We start from the raw sequence: 23,868 nt of genomic DNA, 5'->3' as shown, positions 1-23,868 counted from the left end.
GGGTTGCGGGTTCGGGGAGCGTCCAAGCCGGCCGGTTCAGGCCGATGGATCGTCGTTGGCGGCTTCGTCGAACTCGCTGCTGAGTTCGATCTCGTCCGGGTCCTTCATCAGCGCCAGCGACTTCACGTAGATCGGTTGCAGCGGGCCTTCCTGGACGATTTCCACCAGCTGCTCCTTGGCCAGGGTCAGCAAGCCCAGGAACGTGACCACCACGCCCAGCCGGCCTTCCTCCACCGTGAACAGCGACTCGAAGCGGTGGAACGCGCCATCGGCCATGCGCGTGAGCAGCTCGCCCATGCGCTGGCGCACGCTCAGCGCGTCGCGCTTGATCGCGTGCTGGGTGTACAGCTCGGCGCGCTTGAACACGTCGTGCAGCGCCAGCAGCATTTCCTTCAGGTCCACCGGCGGCGGCAGGCGGATCGAGGCGCGGTCGGGCACGAAGGCCTGCACCGGCGCGGTGTCGCGGTCCTGGCGGGGCAGGGCGTCGATGTCCTCGGCCGCCTTCTTGAAGCGCTCGTACTCCTGCAAACGCCGGACCAGGTCGGCGCGCGGGTCTTCCTCCACGCCTTCGTCGTTGGGCGCGCGCGGCAGCAGCATGCGCGACTTGATCTCGGCCAGCATGGCGGCCATGACCAGGTAGTCGGCGGCCAGCTCGAAGCGCATTTCGTGCATGGCCTGGATGTATTCGACGTACTGGCGGGTGATGTCCGCCACCGGGATGTCGAGGATGTCCAGGTTCTGCCGGCGGATCAGGTACAGCAGCAGGTCCAGCGGGCCTTCGAAGGCCTCCAGGATCACTTCCAGCGCGTCCGGCGGGATGTACAGGTCTTGCGGGATCTGCAGCACCGGCTGGCCGTGGATCACCGCCAGCGGCATTTCCTGCTGCTGCGGGCGGCCGTTGCCGTTGCCGGCGGCCGCCTCGTCCGCGGTCTGCGCGGCGGTGTCCGCTGCAGCGGCCGGCGCGGGCTCGACACCGGCGGCCGGGGCCGCGGCGGCTTCGTCGGGCGCGGACTCGTCGGGCTGCGCTTCGTCGGACACGCTTTCGTTGATCATGCTTCGTTGGTCATGCTGAGCCGGCCCCTCCGGGCCGTGGGCACTGCAGGCGGCGCAGGGCGGGCGCGAAGCGCTCGGCCGGCGATGCCAGGTGACGACGGAACTGCGCTACCACTCCACGCGCTACGGTCCGCACCGCATGGGCGGTACTGCGGCCAACCTGCGGCGGGCGCCGGCGGGCCTGGATCGGGGCGAGGCGAAACTAAAGTCGGTGCAGGGCCCGAACGGCTCGGCCCGTGCCGCGCGCTAGCGGGGCGACGAAGTTCGAGAGGGTTGCGGGCGCGGGCCGGCGGTGTGCAGCGGGCGGAACCGTGGCGACGGTGTGGGGAGCCTGTCGCGACGAGCCGATGCGTCCGGCCTTGGGGCGTTGAAGCCTAGGGTAAGCGCTGGCGCCCGCAGTGTCCAGCACCGGCCGATCCCCAGGCGGCGGGGCTGAACGCCGCATCCTTACGGCGTTCAGCGAGACCGGAGCCGGCCCGAGGAGAGGGACCCGGCCCCAGCGGTCTTGCCTCCCCCTGCGGATCTGCTTCCCCCTTTTGGGAAAGGGGATTGAGGGGGATTCGCTCTGCAACCGGCCGCGAGCGGCCCAGACGACAGCCTGGCGATTCCGCCCGGCCGCCGCCCGATCGACCTCAGCGGAAGCCCGCCACCGTCGCCTTGGTATTCACCAGCACCCGCTGGTTGTCGCTCTGGGTCGCCGTGCCCATCGGCACGCCGCCGTAGCTGATGCTGGGGTTGGACCAGTAGTTCAGTCGGGTGCAGCTGGGGCTGCAGTTGTAGGCCATGATCGTGCGCCAGCGCGCGCCGGTGGCCGGCTGCCAGCGGTAGCCGTGGCCGTAGGCGTAGGGCGAGGTCGACGGATCGGTGGCCGGATCGTGGCGCGCGCTCTGCAGGTGGCCGATCTCGTGGGCGAAGCTGTAGTAGCCCGTGGCGCAGTCCCAGTACACCGAGGCGAAGGCCGTGGCCGCGGTGGAGCCGATGCCCGAGGCCAGCCCGCAATACGAGCTGTTGTTCAGCACGATCACGCCCACGTCCGCCGCGGTGTTGTTGCGGATGGTGTGGATGTTGTCCATGTAGCCGTCGCTGGTGCCGCGGAAGCGCGCCAGGTCGGTGCTGAAGTTGCCCGACTCGGTGTAGGTGGTGGTGCTGTAACTGGCCAGGACCAGGTTGATGCCCACGTTGGAGTTGATGTAGCCCTGGTTGGACTCGGCCACCGCCAGCTGGATCAGCGACTGCATGTTGCCGCCGTAGCCGCTCACCGCCTGGTTGGTCGCCACCACCATCACCCGGATGGTCGCGGTGGGGCCGGGCGGAATGCCCAGCGCGCCGACCTTGCCGTCTTCGGCCGGCGCGGCCATGCGCAGGGTGGGCAGGCGGTTGTAGTCGTGCGGGTGATCCTGCGGCAGCCGGCTCTCGTCGACCTCGACGATGGCATGCTCGCCGCCGGGCAGCGGGCGCACGCGGTAGAGCTTGCCGCCGCTGCGCAGGGTGCCGGTCACGGTGTCGCCGCTGCGCACCAGGATCGCCGAGTTCAGCGGGTCGATGCCCGAACGCGTCTTGGCGCTGACCTTGGGGCCGAAGTTGCCGTACCACACGGTCTCGCCGGTCTCGGCGCGCTCGACCTTGTTGCGGTTGGCGGTCAGCACGCGGCCGTCCAGCTCGATCTCGATCTGCGCCTCGTCCACCGCGCTGGCGTCGACCTGGACCAGACGCACCTGCGCGGTCGACGCGCTGGACAGCAGCGACTCCAGCGCCGGTTCGTTGGCGGCCTTGGCCAGGGTGTCGGTGGCGGAGACCAGCGGCTTGCCGGCGGCGGCCGCGGAACCTGCGAGTATCATGCCCACGATCGCTGCGAGGGCCTTCACGTTGTTCGACTTCATGTCACTCCTCCTGAGTAGACGGCGGCCGCAGCCGCCAACGATGTCGGATGCAGATGTCCCGTCCTTGCACATTCCCCTGTGCGGGACTTGCGCATAGGGCGCGCTTCGCCGCGGCGGTGCAATCGGGATTCCCCCCGTTTTGCTGAACCCAGAACGCCGCATCACGCTTGGAGGTTGATCGGAATCACATGTGGTATCTCATCGAAGGTTATGACGGCAGCGACGTGCTGCCCCAGCGCCTGGCGGCGCGTCCGGCCCACCTGGCGCGCCTGCACGCGCTGCGCGACGAAGGCCGCCTGATGCTGGCCGGCCCGTGCCCTGCGATCGACGCCGAAGACCCGGGCCCGGCCGGCTTCAGCGGCAGCCTGATCGTGGCCGAATTCGAATCGCTGGACGCCGCCCGCGCCTGGGCCGACGCCGACCCCTACGTGGCCGCCGGCGTCTACACGCGCGTGGACGTGCGCCCGTTCAAGCGGGTGCTGCCGTGAGCGCCGGCCCGCTGCCGCGCGAGCAGCGCGTGGCCGCCATTCGCGCCGCCCTGGAAGCCGCGCTGGCGCCGCTATCGCTGGAGGTGGTGGACGACAGCCACCGCCACGCCGGTCACGAAGGCGCCCGCGACGGCCGCGGGCACTTCAACGTCGACATCGTCAGCGCGGCCTTCGCCGGCTTGAACCCGATCGCGCGGCACCGCGCGGTGTATGCGGCGGTGGGGGAGTTGATGACTACGGATATTCATGCGTTGGCGATCAAGGCCAGGGCGCCTGGGGAGTAGGGCGGCTACGCCGGTGCGGGATTTCTGATCGGATTGCGATGCGGTTATCGCAGCGCCCGACGAGAATCCCGCCAGCGCCCGCAACAGTCGCTTCCAAATCGGCCACAATTCGGGGATACCCAGGCGCTCGAATCTGTTGCCATGCAACATGACCCGGTTGTGTCGCGCTCATAACGGCAACTTTACATCGCCGATTGAAAACGTTTACAGTCGTTCAGGCATCCCAACCGCGGAGGGGCGGTCGAGGACGTGAGCAGCGTAACCATCAAAGACGTGGCGCGCGTGGCCCAGGTATCGGTGGCCACCGTCTCCCGGGCCTTGAACGGACACGGCAACGTGGCCGAGGAGGTCCGTCGCCGGGTGCTGGCCGCCGCCAACGAGCTGCGCTACACGCCGCACGCCGCGGCGCGCAGCCTCAGCAGCCGCCGCACCCAGACCCTGGGCGTGGTGCTGCCGGACCTGCACGGCGAGTTCTTCTCCGAATTGGTGCGCGGCATCGATCAGGTGGCGCGCGAGCACCGACTGCACCTGCTGGTGTCGAGCTACCACGGCCATCCGGAAGAGCAGGGCGCCGCACTGCGCGCGATGCGCGGGCGCGTGGACGGCCTGCTGGTGATGTCGCCGTTCGTGGCCACGCCCGGCCCGCTGGCTGAAGAGCTGGCGCCCACGCTGCCCACCGTACTGATCAACACCCAGCACGCCACCGCCGGCGTCGCCTCGCTGCATGTGGACAACTACGGCGGCGCGGTGGCGATGGTCGAGCACCTGGTGGCCTCGGGCCACCGCCGCATCGCCTTCATCGCCGGCCCCAGCGACAACTTCGACGCGCACGAGCGCCTGCGCGGCTATCGCGATGCGCTGCAGCGCCTGTTGCCGGATGCCGAAGAGTGGGTGCTGCCGGGCGACTTCGACGAAGCCTCCGGTCATCAGGCCGGTCTGGAAATCTTGTCGTCCAAGCACCGGCCCGATGCCGTGTTCGCGGCCAACGACATGATGGCCTTGGGTTGCTTGTTCGTGTTCGCGCAGGGCGGGGTGAACGTGCCCGCCGATATCGCCCTGGCCGGCTTCGACGATATCCCGCTCGCGCGCTACGTCCACCCGACCTTGACCACCATGCGGGTCAATATCGCCGAACTGGGCGCGCGCGCGGCACGGCTGCTGCTGGCGCAGATCGCCGGCGACACGGCCGAGGTCGAGGCCCAGGGACGCGAGGCCCTGCGTCCGGAATTGATCGAGCGCGCCTCCAGCGCGCCGGAGCCCGAACGCCGCTGAGCGCCGGGCATGACCTTTTTTTGTGCGTCGATGTAACCGTTTACAACTCAGCTCGAATGCTTCTTTGGAGAGAGGGAAAGCATATGAAGCCGTACATTCGTTCCACCCGCCGGCCCACGCGCAGACTGTTGGCCTGCGCCCTGGCCAGCTGCCTGGCGATGGCCGCCCCCGCGGCCTTTGCGCAATCCACCGCGGCCACTGTGCGTGGTCAGGTCACTGTTGATTCGGCGCCGGCTACGGATGCCAAGATCACCGCGACCAATACAGCGACCGGCCTGACACGGTCGGTGCAGTCCACCGCCAGCGGCAGCTATTCCGTGGCCGGCCTGCCACCGGGTACCTACCGCATCGACGTCAGCGCGGGCGGGCAGACCAGTTCCAAGACCGTGACCTTGATGGTCGGTCAGACGGCGACCTTGAACCTGTCCGCGGGCGGCGTGGCCGAGACCGCGGCACCGGCGCCGGATGCGACGGAGATCGATACGGTGACCGTTACCGCGGCGCCGGTGTTCGAGACCAAGACCTCGGAAGTGGCGACCTACATCAGCCAGCAGCAGATCGAGGCGCTGCCGCAGACCTCGCGCAACTTCCTGGCGTTCGCGGACATCGTGCCGGGCATTATTTTCGATACCAAGAACGACGGCACGACCCAGCTTCGCAGCGGCGCACAAGCCGCCAACGGCATCAACGTGTTCATCGATGGCGTCGGACAGAAGAACTACGTGCTCAAAGGCGGCATCTCCGGCCAGGATGCCAGTCGCGGCAATCCGTTCCCGCAGCTGGCGATCGGCGAGTACAAGGTCATCACGTCCAACTACAAGGCCGAGTACGACCAGATCAGCAGCGCGGCCATCACCGCCGTGACCAAGTCGGGTACCAACGAGTTCCACGGCGACTTCTTCTGGGACCGCTACAACACGCCCAGCTGGCGTGCGCCGACGCCGGCCGAAGAGCGTTCGGGTCGCAAGGCGCCTTCGGGCGAGACGCAATACGGCGCGGCCTTCGGTGGTCCCATCATTCAGGACCGTCTGTTCTTCTTCACGACCTATGAGAAGAAGGAGTTCCAGATTCCGCAGACCATCAGCGCAGGCTCGCTCGAAACGGGTTACACGCTGACACCGGATCTGGCGGCGCTGACCGGCCCCACATCCGCCCCGTTCGATGAGGACCTGTGGTTCGGCAAGTTGACCTGGCAGCCGGGCGACGCTCATCTGTTCGAGCTTTCGGCCAAGAAGCGCGACGAAAGCGAGATCAAGAACATCGGCGGTCGCGATACCGAGGGCTACGGCAAGACCAACGACAACGAGAGCACGCGCTACGACCTGCGCTACCAGTGGAGCGGCATCAACTGGTTGAACGATGCCCACATCACCTATGAGGACGACAGGTTCAGCCCGCGCGCCATCTCCATCGGCCCCGGCTTCCTGGTCCAGAACCGCAACCGCGGCGCCGTGCTGAACGTCGGCGGTGGCCAGGATTACCAGGAGAAGGGCCAGAAGGGCTGGGGCTTTCAGGACGACCTGACCTTCACTGGTATTGAAGGCCACACAATGAAGATGGGCTTCAAGTACAAGTCCATCGAGATCAATTCCTTCGAGCAGCAGCCGTATAACCCGCAGTACTCGATCAATCTGCCCGCCAACGTCGACGCCGGCCGCACCTCGCTGGCGGCCTTCCAGCCTTATCAGGTGCGCTTCGGCGCGCCGCTGCCGGGCGTGGGCGACCGCAACATCAGTTCGGACAACAAGCAGTACGGCATCTACTTCCAGGACGACTGGGAGGTCAACGAAAAGCTCACGCTGAACCTGGGCCTGCGTTACGACTACGAGACCACACCCAGCTACGAGAACTACGTGACCCCGGCCAACCTGGCCTCGGCGCTGCGTTCCTGGTCGAACATCCACAACGCCAACGTGGACTACGACATCGAGGACTACATCAGCAACGGCAGCAACCGCAAGGCGTTCAAGAACGCCTGGCAGCCGCGTCTGGGCTTCTCCTATGATCTGTTCGCCGATCAGCGTCATGTGATCTTCGGCGGCGCGGGCCGCGCCTACGACCGCAACCTATTCGATTACATCGCGCTTGAGCGCTCCAAGAGCACCTACCCGTCGTACACGCTGTTGTTCAACACGCCGGGCAACCCATGCGCGGTGAACAACACCACCTGTTTTGCTTGGGACCCGAAGTACCTAAATCCGCAGGAGTTGTACGCGCTGGTGGCCGCCAACCCGAACCTGGGTTCGGAGGTCAACCTGATCAACAACGACATCAAGGTGCCGTACTCGGATCAGTTCAGCCTGGGCATGCGCAACACGTTCCCCATGTTCGGCAACGACTGGAACACCTCGGTGTCGGTGGTCCATATCCGCAGCCATGACGGCATCATCTTCTCCCTGGGTAACCGCTATCCGGACGGCACGTTCTACGGTCCGGGCCGCACCTTCGGCGGCGCGCCGTTCGGCCAGCCGATTCCCGGCTTCGGTTCGCTGATCAAGGCCGATAACGGCGTCGAGACGCGCATGAACCAGTTGCTGCTGTCGGCGGAAAAGCCGTTCACGGCAGAGTCGCCCTGGGGCGTCACCCTGGCCTACACGTACACCGACGCCGAAGAGAACCGCATCAACGCGGCAAATTCCGACGAGCACTACGTGTTCGATTATCCGAACCTGGACGATCACCCCTGGGTGCCGTCGATCGGCATCGCCAAGCACCGCTTCGTCGGCACCGGCATCTACTCGAATTGGGGCATGACCTTCTCGACCAAGGTGGTGGTGACCAGCCCGGTGGCGAAGGACTCGCTGAACTGTATGGCGGCGACGCTGCCGGGCCAGGACGGCTGCGCCAACGGCACCTTCAAGGCCGAGTACTTCGACGACGCCAAGTTCTTCCAGTGGGACATCGCGGTGCAGAAGGAATGGGACACGGGCACCGACCTGAAGGTGCGCGTGCGCGGCGATATCCTCAACGTGACCAATCACCGCAACTGGAGCGGCTTCGAGACGTTCCGTGGTGTGAACGGCGTGGAAAACCCCAACTTCGGCAACCACAACGACGACATCACCGGTTATACCCGTACCTTCAAGCTGTCGCTGGGCTTCAGCTGGTAACCCGCCACCGCCTGCCGCCCCACCCACCGGGGCGGCAGGCCTGGCCTAGCACCACCCGCAACACCCACCCCCATTCGCGGCCGTGCTTCGTCCGCCCCACCTACACAGGCCCCCCGTTTCATGTCGTCTACCGCTTCCGCTCCGCGTGTCCTGGCCACCGCTCTGTTGACGGCGTCGCTGACGCTGTTCGTGGGCTGCAAGCAGGAGACCCAGACCTTTCCGGTGCCGGCGTCGGGGACGGTGGAGGTGGAGCCGCTGAAGGCGACCAAGATGGAGTTGCCGCCGCTGTTCCGCGATATCGAGCGGCGCACCTTCCAGTTTTTCTGGGACACCACCAACGAGCAGAACGGGCTCACGCCGGACCGCTATCCGTCGCGGCCGTTCGCCAGCATCGCCTCGGTGGGCTTCGCCCTGACCGCGTACCCCATCGGCATCGAGAACGGCTGGGTCAGCCGCAATCAGGCGGTGGACCGCACCCTGCTGACGCTGAAGTTCTTCCGCGACCTGCCCAGCGGCCCGCAGCGCACCGGCAAGGGTGCCTACAACGGTTTCTACTACCACTTTCTGGATATGCAGACGGGCGCCCGCTACAACAGCTGGGTGGAGCTGTCGAGCGTGGACACCGCGCTGCTGATGATGGGCGTGCTGTTCGCGCAGTCCTATTACGACCGCGACGACGCGCGCGAAAAGGAGATCCGCGAGATCGCCGATACGCTGTACAAGCGCGTGGACTGGAACTGGCTGCAGAAGAACGCGCCGCTGGTGTCGATGGGCTGGTTCCCGGAAAGCGGCTTCATCAAACACGACTGGACCGGCTACAACGAGGCCATGCTGCTGTACGTGCTGGCGCTGGGCTCGCCCACGCATCCGGTGAGCCCGGACGCGTGGACGGTGTGGACGCGCACCTACAACGATACCTGGGGCGTGTACCAGGGCGAGGAGTTCCTGGCCTTCGGTCCGCTGTTCGGTCACCAGTACAGCCACGTCTGGATCGACTTCCGCGGCATCCAGGACGAGTACATGCGCGAGCGCGGCATCGATTATTTCGAGAACAGCCGCCGCGCCGCTTACGCCCAGCGCGCCTACGCCATCGCCAACCCGATGAAGTGGGAGGACTACGGCCCGGAGGTGTGGGGCCTGACCGCCAGCGACGGCCCGCAGCAGACCCTGCAGGACTACCGCGGCGAACAGCGCCAGTTCCGCCACTACTCGGCGCGCGGCGCCGGCCTGCGCGAGAACTTCGACGACGGCACCATCGCGCCCACCGCGGCGATCGCCTCGCTGCCGTTCGCGCCGGAGATCGTGATCCCCACCACGGTGGAACTGCACGAGCGCTACGGCGAGTTCCTGTATTCCAGCTACGGCTTCCTGGATTCGTTCAATCCCAGCTTCCAGTACGACATTCCGCTCAAGACCGGCCGCCTGGTGCCGAACCAGGGCTGGGTGGCCAGCGACTACATCGGCATCGACCAGGGCCCGATCCTGGCGATGATCTCCAACTACCGCAACGACTTCGTCTGGAACGTGATGAAGCGCAATCCCTACATCCGCAGCGGCCTGGAGCGGGCGGGGTTCAAGGGCGGCTGGCTGGAACCGGCCAAGCCGGAGGCGGGCAAGGAGGCGGCCGCGCCGGCCACGCCCAAGCCGCAGACCCAGGCCGAAAAGGACGCCGCCACCGCGCGTGCGCTGGGCGAGGCGGAGTCGCGCGTGGGCCGCGGCGACAGTTCGCAGACGCCGCCGCCGCAGGCCAAGTGAGGCGCGGATGAGCCGCGCATCCGCCACGGCATCGCCCGCACGGCCCGCGCGTCTGCGTTGGGCCGGTGCGATGGTGCTGGGGCTGCTGTGCCTGTTGCTGGCCGCCTGCGCCAAGCAGGACGAGCGCCAGGTGATCCGTTTCTGGGCGATGGGCTACGAAGGCGAAATCGTCGCCCAGCTGATTCCCGAATTCGAACGCCAGAACCCCGGCCTGCGCGTGCAGGTACAGCAGATGCCGATCATCTCGGCGCACGAAAAGTTGCTCACCGCCTTCGCCGGCGACTCGCTGCCCGACGTGTGCGCGATCGGCAACACCTGGGTGCCCGAGTTCGCGCTGCTGGACGCGCTGGCGCCGCTGGAGGCGAGGGTAGGGGCCACGCCTAGCATGGCGCGCGCGGACTACTTCGACGGCGCCTGGGACACCGGCATGGTCGAGGGCCATCTGTACGCGGTGCCCTGGTACGTGGAAACGCGGCTGCCTTTCTACCGCCGCGACATCGCCCAACGTGCCGGCATCAAGCAGCCGCCCAAGACCTGGGCCGAATGGCAGCGCGCCATGGCCGCGATCAAGCGCGAAGTGGGGCCGGAGCGTTATGCGATCCTGCTGCCCTTGAACGAGCCCGAGCCGCTGCTGAACCTGGGCATCCAGGCGCCCGAACCGCTGCTGCGCGACGGCGGCCGTTACGGCAATTTCCGCAGCCCGGGCTTCAAGCGCGCGCTCACGTTTTACCGTGAAGCCTTCGACCAGCGCTGGGCGCCGACGCTGACCAACACCCAGGTCGCCAACGTCTGGAACGAGTTCGGCCGCGGCTATTTCAGCTACTACGTCAACGGCCCCTGGAACATCGCCGAATTCCGCAAGCGCCTGCCGGCGGACGTGCAGGACGATTGGACGACCATGCCGCTGCCCGGCGAGCACGGCCCCGGCGCCTCGGTGGCCGGCGGCGCCAGCTTCGTGGTGTTCCGCAGTTCGCAGAAGCAGGACGCGGCCTGGAAGCTGGTCGAATATCTCTCGCGCACCGACGTACAGATCCGCTTCCACGGCCTCACCGGCAACCTGCCGCCACGGCGCAGCGCCTGGAACGCGCCAGCGCTGACCCGCGACCCGTACGCGGCCGCGTTCCGCGACCAGCTCGAACGCGCCAAGCCCACGCCCAAGGTGCCGGAGTGGGAGCGCATCGCCATGGAGATCAAGCTGGTGGGCGAACTGCTGGCCAACCGCCGCCTGAGCGTGGACGAGGCCGCCGCCGAACTGGACCGCCGTGCCGACCGCATCCTGGAAAAGCGCCGCTGGATGCTGGATCACCGCGCCGAAGCCGCGGCCGGGAGCGGGCGATGAAGGCCTCCACCGCCGGTTGGGTGTTCGCCGCGCCCGCGCTGACGGTGATCGGCGTGTTCTTCGGCTTGCCGGTGCTGGCGGCGTTCGCGCTGAGCCTGACCGACTTCGATATCTACGCGCTGGCCAACCCCGACAACCTGCGCTTCGTCGGCTTCGACAACTACCTCAACCTGCTGCAGAACCCGCTGTTCTGGCGCGCGCTGGGCAACACCCTGTACTTCGTGGCGGTGGGCGTGCCCTTGTCGGTGACGGTGTCGCTGGGCGCGGCCTTGCTGCTGCATTCCAAATTGGGCACTTTCAAGCCGTTTTTCCGTACCGCCTATTTCGCGCCGGTGGTGACCACGGTGGTGGCGGTGGCGGTGATCTGGCGCTATCTGTTCCACACCCGCTACGGCCTGGTGAATTGGGCGCTGTCGGGCCTGGGCATCGATCCGATCGATTGGCTGGGCGATCCGACCTGGGCCATGCCGACCATCATCCTGTTCGCGGTGTGGAAGAACTTCGGCTACAACATGATCATCTTCCTCGCCGGTCTGCAGGCGATACCGGAGGACCTGTATGAAGCCGCGCGCATCGACGGCGCTTCGCCCTGGCGCCAGTTCCGCCACGTGACCCTGCCGATGCTGGGCCCGGTGTTGCTGATGGTGGGCATCCTGACCCTGGCCGGCTATTTCCAGTTGTTCGCCGAACCCTACGTGATCACCCAGGGCGGCCCGCTGCAGAGCACGGTCAGCGTGCTGTACCTGATGTACGAAGAAGGCTTCAAGTGGTGGAACCTGGGCAACGCCTCGGCGGTGGCCTTCCTGCTGTTCGCGCTGATGACCGCGGCCACCAGCGGTTTGCTTTGGTACGCGCGCCGCAAAGGGGTGGAGTGATGGAGCCGCGTCTGGCCCGCGCCATCGTCAACGGCCTGCTGCTGGGTCTGGCCGGCTTGAGCCTGGCGCCGCTGCTGTGGATGCTGTCGGTGTCGCTGATGCAACCCGGCGAGGCCGCCAGCTTCCCGCCGCCGCTGCTGCCCTCGGCGCCGACCCTGCACAACTACCACGAGCTGTTCGCACGCGTGGGCATGGGCCGCTACCTGTTCAACAGCTTCATGATCGCCGCGCTGACCACGCTGATCGCATTGCTGCTCAACACCATGGCCGGTTACGCCTTCGCCAAGCTGCGCTTCGCCGGCCGCGAGCGGGTGTTCCGCGGCCTGCTGGCGGCGCTGGTGATTCCGGCGCAGGTGACGATGATGCCGCTGTTCCTGATGCTCAAGCAGCTGGGGCTGATCAACACCTATGCCGGCGCGATCGTGCCGGGCATGGCCGGCATCTTCGGCATCTTCCTGGTGCGGCAGTACGCGCGCTCGATCCCGGACGAACTGTTGGAGGCGGCGCGCATCGACGGCGCCGGCGAGTTCCGCATCTTCTTCCAGATCGTGCTGCCGGCGCTCAAGCCCATCCTGGTGACTCTGGCCATCTTCAGCTTCCTGGGCGCATGGAACGATTTCATGTGGCCGCTGATCGTGCTCAGCGACAGCGGCCTGCAGACCCTGCCGGTGGCGCTGGCCTCGCTATCGCGCGAGCACGTGCAGGACAACGAACTGATGATGGCCGGCTCGGTGGTCACCGTGCTGCCGGTGCTGCTGCTATTTCTGGTCCTGCAGCGCTACTACCTGCAGGGCCTGCTGATGGGCAGCGTCAAGGGATGAGGAGGTGAGGGTGCGGTTATCGGCATGGTTGATCAGCGAATCCCCCTCAATCCCCCTTTTCCAAAGGGGGAGGCTCAAAGCCACCGCGCACCCCATCCCCCCCTTTGAAAAAGGGGGGCTAGGGGGGATTTGCTTTTGCTTGACGCTCCTACTCAGCGCACAAGCCACTGCCCAACCTCGCACCCTCGACGACTTCGAATCCACCACCCCCTGGACCGTAGTCGCCTCCAACCAAGTCAGCGCCAGCCTGCGCCTGGCCGACGGCGCGCAAGGCAAGGCCGTCTGCCTGGACTACGACTTCAACGGCGTCTCCGGCTACGCCGGCCTGCAGCGCGCGCTGCCGATGGAATACCCGGACAACTACGCCTATTCCTTCCAACTGCGCGGCGACTCGCCGGTCAACGACCTGCAGTTCAAATTGGTCGACGACAGCGGCGACAACGTGTGGTGGGTGAACCGGCCCAAATACGCGTTCCCGTCGCAGTGGACGCCGGTGGTCTACAAGAAGCGCCACATCAGCCGCGCTTGGGGCCCAGCGCCGGATCCGACGCTGCGCCGCAGCGCCAAACTCGAATTCACCATCTACAACAGCAGCGGCGGCAAGGGCTCGGTCTGCTTCGACCAGCTCGCGTTCCGTGCGCTGCCAGTGGACGACCGCGCGCCGCTGACCGGCCGCGTCACCGCCACCACTAGCGCGCAAGGCAGCCGCGCCGAATACGCGGTGGACGGCAATCCGGCTACCGCCTGGCATGCTGGTTTCGCCACCGATCCCGATCCGGCGTTGACCCTGGACCTGGGCCGGGTGCGCGAGTTCGGCGGCGTGGTGCTGCGCTGGTCGGCGCAGGAGTACGCGTCCGACTATCGCTTGCAGCTGTCCGACGACGGCCGCGAGTGGCGCGAGGCGCGCACCGTGCTCGGCGGCGACGGTGGCAGCGACTACCTGGCGCTGCCCGAATCGGAGGCGCGTTACCTGCGATTGCTGCCGATGAACGGCCTGGGGCTGGGCTTCGGCCTGGCCGAGGTTGAGGTGCAGCCGCTTTCCTTCGCCGCCACCGACAACGACTTCGTCGCGGCCATCGCCAAGGACGCGCCGCGCGGCCGCTACCCGCGCGGTTTCACCGGCGAGCAGCCGTACTGGACCGTGGTCGGCGTGGACGGCGGCCAGGATCAGGGCCTGATCGGCGAAGACGGTGCGATTGAAATGGGCAAGGGCGGCTTCAGCATCGAGCCCTTCGTGGTCAGCGACGGCAAGCTGGTCACCTGGGCCGACGTGCAGCTCAAGCAATCGCTGCAGGACGGCTACCTGCCGATCCCGTCGGTGCATTGGGCGCATCCGGATTTCGCGCTGGACGTGACCGCCTTCGCCCAGGGCACGCGCGAGCGCTCGCGCCTGTATGGGCGCTATCGGCTCAGCAATACCAGCAAGACCGCACGGCGCTATGTGTTCGTGTTGGCGGCGCGGCCGTTCCAGGTCAATCCGCCCACCCAGTTCCTCAACACCGTGGGCGGGGTCGCGGCGATCCGCAGCCTGCGCGCGGACGCGCACGGCTTCAGCGCCGAAGGCGCCGCAGGCGCGCAGGCTGCGCGCCGCATCCAGGCGACCGCCGCCGATGCCGCAGCCGTAGGCAGCTTCGACGGCGGCGAGATCGCCGAGCGCTTGGCGCGCATGCCCTGGAGCGAGCCTTGCCGCGATTGCACGCCGCAGGGTGAAATCCTCAGGCGCCTGGGCGGCAGCACCGCGACCGAGTTCCAGAACGACCGCACCGGTCTGGCCTCCGGCGCCTTGTTCTATGTACTGGACCTGGCACCGGGCGAAAGCCGTGAGTTCGGCTGGAGCGGCGCGCTGTCCGGCGCCGACAGCGGCGCCTTCGCCGGCGTGGAGGAACTGCAGGCCACCCAGCAACTGGTCGCCCAGCAATGGCGCGACAAGCTCGACCGCGTGCGCATCCGCGTGCCGCGCCAGGGCCAGCACGTGGTCGATACCCTGCGCACCGGCCTGGCGCACATGTTGATCAGCCGCGTGGGCCCGCGCCTGCAGCCGGGCACGCGCTCGTATTCGCGCGCCTGGATCCGCGACGGCGCCATGATCGGCGAGGGCCTGCTGCGCATGGGTCGCGAGGACGTGGCCGAGGAATTCCTGCGCTGGTACGCGCCTTATCAGTTCGACAACGGCAAGGTGCCGTGCTGCGTGGACGACCGCGGCAGCGACCCGGTGCCGGAGAACGACAGCCACGGCGAGCTGATCTTCACCGTGGCCGAGGTCTACCGCTACCGCCGCGACCGCGCGCTGCTGGAGGCGATGTGGCCGCACGTGGCCGGCGCGGTGAAGTACATGGACGAGCTGCGCCTGAGCGAGCGCACCGCCGAGAACCGCGCCCGCAACGCGGCCTTCTACGGGATGATGCCGGCCTCGATCAGCCACGAAGGCTATTCGGCCAAGCCGATGCACTCGTACTGGGACAACTTCTGGGCGCTGCGCGGCTATAAGGACGCGGTGGAGATCGCGCAATGGCTGGGCAAGGACGAGGACGCGCGGCGCTTTGCGGCCTCGCGCGACCAGTTCCGCGACGATCTCTATGCTTCGATCGCCGCGGCCACGCGCGACCGCGGCATCGACTTCATCCCCGGCGCGGCCGAGCTGGGCGACTTCGACGCCACCTCGACCACCATCGCCCTGGCACCGGGCGGCGAACAGGGGCGCCTGCCGGAAACGCTGCTGCGCAACACCTTCGAGCGCTACTGGCGCGAGTTCGTCGACCGCCGCGACGGCCGCCGCGAATGGAAGGACTACACGCCCTACGAACTGCGCACCATCGGCAGCTTCGTGCGCCTGGGCTGGCGCGAGCGCGCGCATGAGGCACTGGATTTTTTCTTCAAGGACCAGCAGCCGCGCGCCTGGAACCAATGGGCCGAAGTGGTCTCGCGCACGCCGCGCAAGCCGTTCTTCGTCGGCGACCTGCCGCACGCCTGGGTGGAGTCGGACTACGTGCGCTCGGCGCTGGACCTGTTCGCCTATACCCGCGATCTGGACGAGGCGTTGGTGATCGGCGCCGGCCTGCCGGGCGACTGGTTGGACGGGGAGGGCGTATCGGTGCAGGGCCTGCGCACGCCGTATGGGCCGTTGGGTTACGCGCTGCGCCGCGATGGCGGCCGCGTGAACTTGACGCTGGAGGCCGGTCTGCGCGTGCCCGAAGGCGGCGTGGTGCTGAGCTGGCCGTATCCGCAGGCGCCCGGCGCGACGCGCATCGACGGCCAGCCCGCGCAGTGGCGCAACGGCGAACTGCGCATCGACCGCGTGCCGGCCCAGGTGGTCGTCGAACTGCCGCGCTGATCCTCGTCCTGCGGAACCCATCGCGGCTCACGCCGCTCCCACAGAATGCCGTCGCTCTAGGCTCTGGGGTAGGAGCGACGTAAGTCGCGACCACGCAACTCCGGCCACCTGCGCCGGTCGCGGCTCACACCGCTCCTACCCCAAAGCCGCGCTGCCGCTTTCTGTGGGAGCGGCGTAAGCCGCGATCGGCCGAGGCCTTCGTTTCGTTTTGCGAGCGTAGGAGCTGCGCCAGCTGCGACCGCCATGTTCGGCCTGAGGCCTTGGTTGCCCGCAGGCACTCGCCATCGTCGCACCCGGCTTTGGGGTAGGAGCGACGTAAGTCGCGACCGCGCAACTCCGGCCACCTGCGCCGGTCGCGGCTCACGCCGCTCCTACCCCAAAGCCGAGCTGCCGCTTTCTGTGGGAGCGGCGTAAGCCGCGATGGCGCAGCCTCAAAACAAAAGCGCCGGACCCAACAGGGCCCGGCGCAAAAGCCGGCGAGGGATGGGGGAGAGAGCGCCGGCCAGGGGGACTCAGGCCGCCAGACGCAGCGGCGCCTTGATCGAGGCATGCGCCGCAGCCAGCGCGTCGGTGCGGTGCTGCGGCGAATAGGCCACGCCTTCGGCGCGCACGAACTCGACCTGGGTGATGCCCAGGAAACCCAGCACCTGACGCAGGTAAGGCTCCTGGAAATCGGTGGGCGCATCGGTATGGAACCCGCCGCGGCCGCTGGCCACGATCACCTGCTTGCCGCCAGCCAGGCCCTCGGGGCCGTTCTCGGTGTAGCGGAACGTCTTGCCGGCCACCGCCACCCGGTCGATCCAGGCCTTGAGCGTGGAGCTGATGCCGAAGTTGTACATGGGCGAGCCGATCACGATCACGTCCGCGTCCAGGAACTGTTGCAGGCTGCGCTCGGCGTCGGCCGCCTCGGCCGGGTCCGCCTTGGCCAGCGAGCGGCCGGTAAGATGGGCGATGGGCTCGGCGTCCAGGTCGCGGTACTCGACCTGCAGCCCCGGCACCGCGTCCAGCCAGCGCGCCACCACGGCCGCGCTAAGCTCACGGGTCACGGAATTGGCGCCCAGGGCGCTGGAATCGATGTGCAGGAGTTTCATGGCTGTCCCTCTCGGTGTTCGTTTGCGGCGGCGCCGCGGTCGAGGGAAAGAGTAGTTGTTGCAAAAATAGGATAAAGCTGGTTTACTATCACTTACTGTTCTGAATTCGGAACTATCCGCCATGCACGACCTCAACGACCTCTACTACTTCGCGATGGTCGTAGACCACGCCGGGTTCGCCGCCGCCGAGCGCGCGCTGGGCATCCCGAAGTCGCGATTGAGCCGCCGCATCAGCCAGTTGGAAACCGACCTGGGCGTGCGCCTGCTGCAGCGTTCCACCCGCCGCTTCGCGGTGACCGACGTGGGCAACAGCGTCTACCGCCACGCCCAATCCATGCTCGCTGAAGCCCAGGCCGCGCGCGAAGTGGTGGATCGCCTCAGCGCCGAACCGCGCGGCGTGATCCGCGTCAGCGTGCCGGTGGGCCTGGCCCAGCAGCAGCTGCCCAAGCTGCTGCCCGAATTCCTGGCCAAATACCCGCAGGTGCGCGTGCAGCTGCACGTGAGCAACCGCCGCGTCGACATCATCAACGAAGGCGTGGACGTGGCATTGCGCGTGCGTTCCAAGCTCGACGACGACGGCAGCCTGGTCATGCGCAGCTTCGGCCAGATCCAGGAACTGCTGGTCGCCAGCCCCAAGTACCTGACCCGCATGGGCCGGCCCAAGAACCCCGACGAGCTGTCCGACCACGTCACCCTGAGCATCAGCGAGGACGACGCGCGCCAGCGCTGGGAACTGCACGGCCCCGACGGCGAAGTGCGCCGGGTGGAGCTCAAGCCGCGGGTGATGGGCTTCGATTTCCCCATGCTGATGGCGCTGGCCGAGCAGGGCGTGGGCATCACCCTGCTGCCGGAAACCGTCTGCGCCGAGGCCGTGCGCCGCGGCGAACTGGAAGTGGTGCTGCCGAACTGGCGCCTGCCGCAGGGCATCTTCCACGCCGTGTTCGCCTCGCGCCGCGGCCTGCTGCCGGCGGTGCGCGTGTTCATCGACTTCCTGGCCGAAAAGGCCCCGTCGCTGGTCGAATCCGCGCGCCTGCAGTGCAGCGAAATCAAGGGCGCCCCGTGCCCCGACGGCCTGTCCAAGCACGAGCCGGCCGCCGCCGCCAAGCCGCGCAGCAAGACCGCCGCGTGAGACAATCGCGCCGCGCCGGGGCCCGCCCGGCGCCGCGCGCAGCGCACCGGAGAGATGGCCGAGTGGTTTAAGGCAGCGGTCTTGAAAACCGCCGAAGGGTCAAACCTTCCGTGGGTTCGAATCCCACTCTCTCCGCCACTTCCACGCCGGATGCCGCAAGGCCCGTTTGCGTCGCTAAGACTATCGGCACGGGCCCGTCGCGGGCGCTGCTGGCATCGTGCCTCCCGTCGATTCGTCCGGAGCGTGGCATGAGGAAGTTGGGGCTGTTGCTGTTCGCGTTGCTGCAGGCCGCCGGGGTGCAGGCCCAGGAGGCCAAGCCGACCACGGTGGTGGTGCTGGGCGTGGATCATGCGGCGCAGCTGGTCGCGCGCAACGACAGTCCGGCGCTGCTGGACGCGTTCCTGGACAAACTCGACCCCGACGCGATCTGCATCGAACGTTCGCCGGAGGCGTTCGCGCGCGGCGACTACTACGATTTCACCTACGAGGTGCAGGACCTGGTGGTGCCGATGGCGCGGCGCGAGGGTATCGAGCTGTGCGCGATGGACTGGATGCCGCCGGCCGAGGACATGAAGCTGGGCTTCGGCCTGGACCTGGAAGCGCCGCCGGAGCTGCGGCCGGCCAAGGGTTATGCGCAGTTCCTGAGTTTCGAGCGCCCCTCGCTGGGACGCGATCTGTTCCATGCCGACGACGCCAAGAACCTGGACCGGGTGATCCGCTGGGCGGCGACGCCGGCGGCCAAGACCAAGGACGATCTGGCGCGGCGCCTGTATCTGTATCGCACCTACATGCAGGCCAAGCGCGTGGCCGCGGCCGCGCGCGCGCATCCGGGCGGCACGGTGGCGGTGGTGGTGGGCGAGTTCCACAAGCACGACATCGAGGCGATCCTGAAGGACGACCCGGCGATCACGCTGGTGCAGCCTTCGTCGCTGGGCCGGCCCAGCGAGGCCGAGGCCAAGGCGCACGACCGGCGCGAGTACCAGGTGGCGATCGCGCGCTTCAACCTGCTCGGTGCGCAGGCGGCGACGGGCGTGGTGGATTTCGATTACGTGCGCGCGGCGGTGGAAGCGCTGGAGGCGCAGGGCGATGCGGCGGAAACGCGCTTGCTGCGGGTGCGCTTGGATCTGCTGCAGCAGCGGATTGGGCGCAAGGAGGCGATCGCGCAGTACAAGGCCATTGCCGCTGGCGCGGGCAAGGCGGAATTCAGCTGGAATGGGGTGAAGGACAAGGCGCGTGTGGATTCGTATTTCGATCCCTACGGCAATTTGAACGTGCGCCAGCGGGCGCTATTGGAGGCCGCGCGCGAGTCGCATGCGCTGGGCGACAAGGCGCAGGCGCTGAAGTTGCGCGACGAGTGCGCGGGTGAGTTGACGGCGCGGCAGCGCGCGCAGTTGTTGGCGTATTGGGAGCGGGATACGGCGGTGGCTACGAAATAGGCCGTGATGCTTGCGGCGGATTTGCGTGGGCGGGCGAAGAGCAAATCCCCCTTAATCCCCCTTTTCCAAAGGGGGAAACTGGAGCGCAGGGGTAGACAGCGGCGCGGCGAGCGGGAAGGCCGCTCACTCTTCGGGGCGGCGGATTTCGAAGCCAGGGTTGTCGTTGACCGAGCCGTCCGGTTCCAGCACGGCGTAGCGGCCGTCGGCGTGGAAGACCACGGGCACGGGGATCTGGAACAGCGGGCGGCGCACGAAGCGCAGGGTCCAGCGGAAGTGTTCCAACGTGGCCAGAGTGGCGAGCTGTTCGGGGGTCAGGCCGGCGCGCAGTTGCGCGTCGTCGGCCTGGGCGTTATTGCGGCGGCGTTCCTTGTCCGGCATGGCGTAGCGGGCCCCGTGGCGTGGTGCGCGCCCATGGAAACACGGATCGGCGCGCGGCGCTGGGGAAAAGCATGAAACTTGTGACGCAGATCGGCAACGGCTGTGCCAGGGCCCGGCGAACGGCTCAGAGTTGGAATGCGACGGCGCGCACCGCGCCTTCCACCAGGTCCATGCCCAGGCCCGCCGGCGCCGGGCGGTAGGGCTGGGCCTCGCCGATGCGGGCCTGGATCCAGCGGTCGAGCCAGCCGATCTCGCCGCGGCCGTAGAACAGCAGCGAGGCCTCGTGATTGAGGAACAGGCTGCGCAGGTCCAGGTTGATCGAGCCGCACATGGCCAGGTCGTCGTCGAACACCACGACCTTGGCGTGCAGCATGCGCGGGTGCAGCCAGAAGCGCACGCCGGCCGCGGCCAGGTCGCGCAGGGCGCGGCGGCGGGCCAGGTCGGCCAGGCGATGGTTGGAGCGTGCGGGCAACACGATGTCGACCTGCACGCCGCGCAGCGCGGCCAGCTTCAGCGCCATCTGCAGGCCCTCGTCGGGCACGAAATAGGGGGTGACTGCCAGCAGGCGCCGGCGCACGCGGTAGCCGGCGGCGGTGAGCAGCGCCTGCGCGGTGTCCTCGGGCAGTTCCGGGCCGCTGGGCAGGAATTGCGCCGCATCGGCGGCTTCCGAATCGGTGCGGCGCTGGTGCGGCGGCGGCAGGCGCGGCAGATGGCGGGCGCGGCGCCAGTCGCGCTCGAAACGGTCGGCGGCGTCGGCCGCGGCGGCGCCTTCGACGGTGAAGGACAGGTCCAGCCAGGCCGGCACGCTCTGGCGGTCCACGAAGTATTCGTCGGCGAAATTGCGGCCGCCGCTCCACAGGCGCGCGCCGTCGGCGATGGCCAGCTTGCGGTGGTTGCGCAGGTTGCGCGGCGCGCCGTCGGGGCGTTCGAGCAGGGCGCGGAAGAACGCGACCTGGGCGCCGCTGCGGCGCAGCGCGCGCAGCGGCGCGCGGGCGCTGAGCAGCGAGCCCACGCCGTCGAGCATCAGCCGCACCTGCACGCCGCGCGCTTGCGCGGCGGCCAGCGCCTGCAGCACGCGTTGGCCGGTGGCGTCGTTGCCCAGGATGAAGGTGCACACGTCCAAGCTGCGCTGCGCGCCGCCGATCAGGGCCAGTACCGCTTCCAGCGCGGCGGCGCCGTCGGCGTCGAAGCGGGTGCGCGCGGGCGCGGCCGCGGGCATGCCCAGCGAGGCCAGCAGTTCGGCGGCCCAGTGCGGGCGGTGCGCGGGCAGGGTGCGGGCGCGCGCACGTTCGCGGGTGAGGCGGCGGCGGCCGAAGGCCAGGTAGAGCGGCAGCGCGAAGTAGGGCAGCAGCGCCAACGCGGCGACCCAGGCGATGGCCGAGGCCGGCGCGCGCCGCTCCTGCGCGGCGCGCGTGGTCAGCACATAGATCAGCACCGCCAGCGCGCTGGCGGCGACATGCGCGAAGGTGCCGGTGAGCCAATGGTGCATGCCTGCGCCTCGGCGCTGCGCGGGGCGCGCCTGGCCTCACTGTACCGCGACGAACGCGGTTTAGCGTTCGTCGAACAGCGCGTTGATGCGGTCGTAGGGCATGGCCTCGGCGGCCAGCGGCGCGCTGTCGCCATTGGCGAGAAAGCCCGAAGCCAGCGCCGCGGTGCGGCCGAACATGGTTTCGGCCAGATCGGCGCCGGCGCTGAGGCGGCGCACGCCCAGGGCTTGCAGTTCCTCCGCCAGCGGAAGGCCGACGCGGGCCAGCAGGTTCAGCGGCAGCGGTGTGCCGGCGACCACGGCGGCGATTTGCTCGCGCGCTTTTAGGCCCGGCGCGAACAGGCCGTCGGCGCCGGCCTCGCGGTAGCGCTGCGCGCGTTGCAGGGTCATGGCCACGCGCTCGTCCTCCGGCGCCAGGCCGCGCAGGTAGACGTCGGTGCGGGCGTTGACGAACACGTCCAAGCCCGCGCTGGCGCAGGCGCGCTTGACCGCCTCGATCTTGGCGCACAGCGCCTCGGGTTGGCCGCCGCCGTCTTCCAGGTTGATGCCGACGGCGCCGAGTTCGGCCACGCGCAGCACGTGCTGCGCGACTTGGGCGGGATCGTCGGAGTAGCCGCCTTCCATGTCCACGCTCAAGGGCACGCGGATGACGCGGGCGATCGATGCCACGGCGTCGAGCACGCGCGCGATCGGCAGCCGGTCGCCGTCGGCATAGCCCTGCGACCAGGCCAGGCCGGCGCTGGTGGTGGCCACGGCCGGCGCACCCAGGCTTTCCATCAGGCGCGCGCTGCCCGCGTCCCAGGCATTGGTCAGGCGCAACAGGCCGTGCTGGTGCAGTTGGCGGAAGGCGTGGGCGGTCATGCGGCGATCCTGTGCGTAGGGGAGGGCGCCATGATCGCAGCCGATGCGTTAAGCCGCTGGCCGTTTTCGGACGGCGACGTGGGCCGGCGATGGCGGATGGCGTTGTGTGGGAGCGGCGTGAGCCGCGATTGCGCCAGTGAGAGCACCGTGCGAGTTCGGTGCCTGATCGCGGCTTACGCCGCTCGCACAGGAAGCGGAGTCACGGCGCGATCCGCCGCTCCCTTGGCGGGAGCGGCGGCGCCAGGGCTTACTTCGACTGCGCGTCCCAGGCGCGCAGCGCCTGTTCGATCGCATCCACGCCGCGCGCGGCGGCCACGGGTTCGATCTGGCCGACGGTGTCGGCGTCGCTGTGGATCACCTGCATGACCTTGGCCGGCGCCTTGGGCTTCTTGCCGGCGTAGGCGTCCAGGATCAGCGGAATCTCGGGCGCGCCGATCAGCGAATACGACACCGCCGGCCAGCCGGCCTTGATGAAAGGCAGGTGGTCCGAGGGCGGGTACTTGTCGCCGGCCGATAGGCCCAGTTGAGCGGCGTCGGCGGCGCTTTGCGTGGCCGCGACCAAAGGCTGGGCCGCGTCGGGCGCCATCATCCACAAGGTATCGCCCCAGCCGAACACGTCGAAGTTCACGTACAGGGCGGGCTTGGTCTTGCCGTCGGCCACGTAGGCCTTGGCGCCGAGTAGGCCGAGTTCTTCCAGATCCCAGAACGCGATCGCGACGCGGTGATGGCGCAGCGGTTCGCGGCGGAAGCGTTCGGCCAGAGCCAGCACGGTGGCGCAGCCGGACGCGTTGTCGGTGGCGCCTCGGCCATGTTCGACCTTGTCGGAATGCGCGCCCAGCAGCAGCAACGGCGCGGCGGCATCGCCGGACACGTCGGCCAGCAGGTTCACGCCCTGGTGCTCGCCCGAAGCGAAAGGCACGCCCTGCCACTGCAAGCCCAGGCCCCGCATGCGCTGCTGCAGCGCATCGCGCCGCGCCTGCGCGTCGGCGGCGTCGGACATGGCCACCACGTCGGCCAGCCAGGCCGCCGCGGCCGGCTGCGCGGCCGCGTCCACGCGGGGCGCGGGCGGGTTCGGATCGAGCTTGGGAGTTTGCGCGCAGGCGGCGAGGGCGACCGCGATGGCGACGGCGGTCAGGCGGCTTTTGAACAGCATTTGGATTCCTTTGCCAAGCGTAGTGAATGCAGTTTGCATAGCCCCGGCAATGACCGGATGTGCCATTGGTTCGCGGCGGCTTGCGCGGTGCAGGCGTGCCGCGTAGCCTCGCCCGCAACAGGCTTC

Annotated in this window: 18 protein-coding genes and 1 tRNA gene; 12 read left to right on the top strand and 7 right to left on the bottom strand. The window is 68.4% G+C overall.

Annotated features, from left to right (window positions below; genetic code table 11):
• Nucleotides 1-36: 36 nt before the first annotated feature.
• Together DX914_RS06260 and DX914_RS06255 are read right to left on the bottom strand one after the other, a co-directional pair.
• Entirely contained in the window at nt 37-1,053 is a 1,017-nt protein-coding gene (locus DX914_RS06260) for a segregation and condensation protein A (RefSeq protein ID WP_231118162.1), read from the bottom strand.
• A 632-nt stretch (nt 1,054-1,685) separates the two neighbouring features.
• The gene (locus DX914_RS06255; protein ID WP_115858161.1) at nt 1,686-2,933 is read right to left on the bottom strand and encodes a zinc-dependent metalloprotease; all 1,248 of its coding nucleotides are present in this window, start codon (nt 2,931-2,933) and stop codon (nt 1,686-1,688) included.
• A gap of 188 nt (nt 2,934-3,121) precedes the next feature.
• On the opposite strand from DX914_RS06255, the gene DX914_RS06250 reads away from it, so the two are divergent.
• The 9 genes from DX914_RS06250 (at nt 3,122) to DX914_RS06210 (ending at nt 16,208) form a co-directional block, all read left to right on the top strand.
• A complete protein-coding gene (locus DX914_RS06250) occupies nt 3,122-3,421 on the top strand; it encodes a YciI family protein (protein WP_115858160.1) in 300 nt (99 codons plus the stop codon).
• 11 nt (nt 3,422-3,432) lie between these two features.
• A complete protein-coding gene (locus DX914_RS06245) occupies nt 3,433-3,705 on the top strand; it encodes a BolA family protein (RefSeq protein WP_115859151.1) in 273 nt (90 codons plus the stop codon).
• Nucleotides 3,706-3,954: 249 nt separating this feature from the next.
• Nucleotides 3,955-4,977, top strand: a complete 1,023-nt coding sequence (locus DX914_RS06240) for a LacI family DNA-binding transcriptional regulator (protein WP_115858159.1) — start codon at nt 3,955-3,957, stop codon at nt 4,975-4,977.
• An 83-nt stretch (nt 4,978-5,060) separates the two neighbouring features.
• The gene (locus DX914_RS06235) at nt 5,061-8,087 is read left to right on the top strand and encodes a TonB-dependent receptor (protein WP_115858158.1); all 3,027 of its coding nucleotides are present in this window, start codon (nt 5,061-5,063) and stop codon (nt 8,085-8,087) included.
• 120 nt (nt 8,088-8,207) lie between these two features.
• Nucleotides 8,208-9,842 carry a glucoamylase family protein gene (locus DX914_RS06230; RefSeq protein WP_115858157.1) on the top strand — a complete coding sequence of 545 codons (1,635 nt, stop codon included), beginning with the start codon at nt 8,208-8,210 and terminating at the stop codon, nt 9,840-9,842.
• A 7-nt stretch (nt 9,843-9,849) separates the two neighbouring features.
• Complete coding sequence (locus DX914_RS06225; RefSeq protein WP_196778834.1) at nt 9,850-11,181, top strand: sugar ABC transporter substrate-binding protein; 1,332 nt, start codon at nt 9,850-9,852, stop codon at nt 11,179-11,181.
• Complete coding sequence (locus tag DX914_RS06220) at nt 11,178-12,056, top strand: carbohydrate ABC transporter permease (RefSeq protein ID WP_115858155.1); 879 nt, start codon at nt 11,178-11,180, stop codon at nt 12,054-12,056. Before DX914_RS06225 ends, DX914_RS06220 begins: the two co-directional genes overlap by 4 nt.
• Nucleotides 12,056-12,877 (top strand): carbohydrate ABC transporter permease, encoded by an 822-nt coding sequence (locus DX914_RS06215; protein ID WP_115858154.1) that lies wholly within the window; start codon nt 12,056-12,058, stop codon nt 12,875-12,877. The genes DX914_RS06220 and DX914_RS06215 overlap by 1 nt, the downstream gene beginning before the upstream one ends.
• A 139-nt stretch (nt 12,878-13,016) precedes the next feature.
• Entirely contained in the window at nt 13,017-16,208 is a 3,192-nt protein-coding gene (locus DX914_RS06210; protein WP_115858153.1) for a discoidin domain-containing protein, read from the top strand.
• Between the two features lie 512 nt (nt 16,209-16,720).
• On the opposite strand, the gene DX914_RS06205 is transcribed toward DX914_RS06210, so the two are convergent.
• The gene (locus DX914_RS06205; RefSeq protein ID WP_115858152.1) at nt 16,721-17,299 is read right to left on the bottom strand and encodes an FMN-dependent NADH-azoreductase; all 579 of its coding nucleotides are present in this window, start codon (nt 17,297-17,299) and stop codon (nt 16,721-16,723) included.
• A gap of 121 nt (nt 17,300-17,420) precedes the next feature.
• Between DX914_RS06205 and DX914_RS06200 the strand changes: the two genes are divergently transcribed.
• The 3 genes from DX914_RS06200 to DX914_RS06190 all read left to right on the top strand — a co-directional run bounded on the left by DX914_RS06200 (nt 17,421) and on the right by DX914_RS06190 (nt 19,864).
• Nucleotides 17,421-18,428, top strand: coding sequence for a LysR family transcriptional regulator (locus DX914_RS06200; protein ID WP_115858151.1), 1,008 nt, complete (start codon nt 17,421-17,423; stop codon nt 18,426-18,428).
• A 48-nt stretch (nt 18,429-18,476) separates the two neighbouring features.
• A tRNA-Ser gene (locus tag DX914_RS06195) sits at nt 18,477-18,566 on the top strand.
• Nucleotides 18,567-18,676: 110 nt separating this feature from the next.
• On the top strand, nt 18,677-19,864 hold the full coding sequence (locus DX914_RS06190; RefSeq protein WP_115858150.1) for a hypothetical protein: 1,188 nt from the start codon (nt 18,677-18,679) through the stop codon (nt 19,862-19,864).
• 123 nt (nt 19,865-19,987) lie between these two features.
• Here the strand turns inward: DX914_RS06190 and DX914_RS06185 are convergent, their stop codons facing one another.
• The 4 genes from DX914_RS06185 to DX914_RS06170 form a co-directional block, all read right to left on the bottom strand.
• Entirely contained in the window at nt 19,988-20,242 is a 255-nt protein-coding gene (locus DX914_RS06185; RefSeq protein WP_115858149.1) for a hypothetical protein, read from the bottom strand.
• Nucleotides 20,243-20,366: 124 nt separating this feature from the next.
• Nucleotides 20,367-21,731 (bottom strand): phospholipase D-like domain-containing protein, encoded by a 1,365-nt coding sequence (locus tag DX914_RS06180; protein WP_115858148.1) that lies wholly within the window; start codon nt 21,729-21,731, stop codon nt 20,367-20,369.
• A 60-nt stretch (nt 21,732-21,791) separates the two neighbouring features.
• Nucleotides 21,792-22,589, bottom strand: a complete 798-nt coding sequence (locus DX914_RS06175) for an isocitrate lyase/PEP mutase family protein (RefSeq protein ID WP_115858147.1) — start codon at nt 22,587-22,589, stop codon at nt 21,792-21,794.
• Nucleotides 22,590-22,836: 247 nt separating this feature from the next.
• Nucleotides 22,837-23,742 (bottom strand): M28 family metallopeptidase, encoded by a 906-nt coding sequence (locus tag DX914_RS06170; RefSeq protein WP_158549196.1) that lies wholly within the window; start codon nt 23,740-23,742, stop codon nt 22,837-22,839.
• Nucleotides 23,743-23,868: the final 126 nt, after the last annotated feature.

The organism is Lysobacter silvisoli, from assembly GCF_003382365.1.
GTDB lineage: Bacteria > Pseudomonadota > Gammaproteobacteria > Xanthomonadales > Xanthomonadaceae > Lysobacter > Lysobacter silvisoli.
Note: the sequence above shows the minus strand (reverse complement) of the source record. Positions and strands in the feature narration are given on the sequence as shown.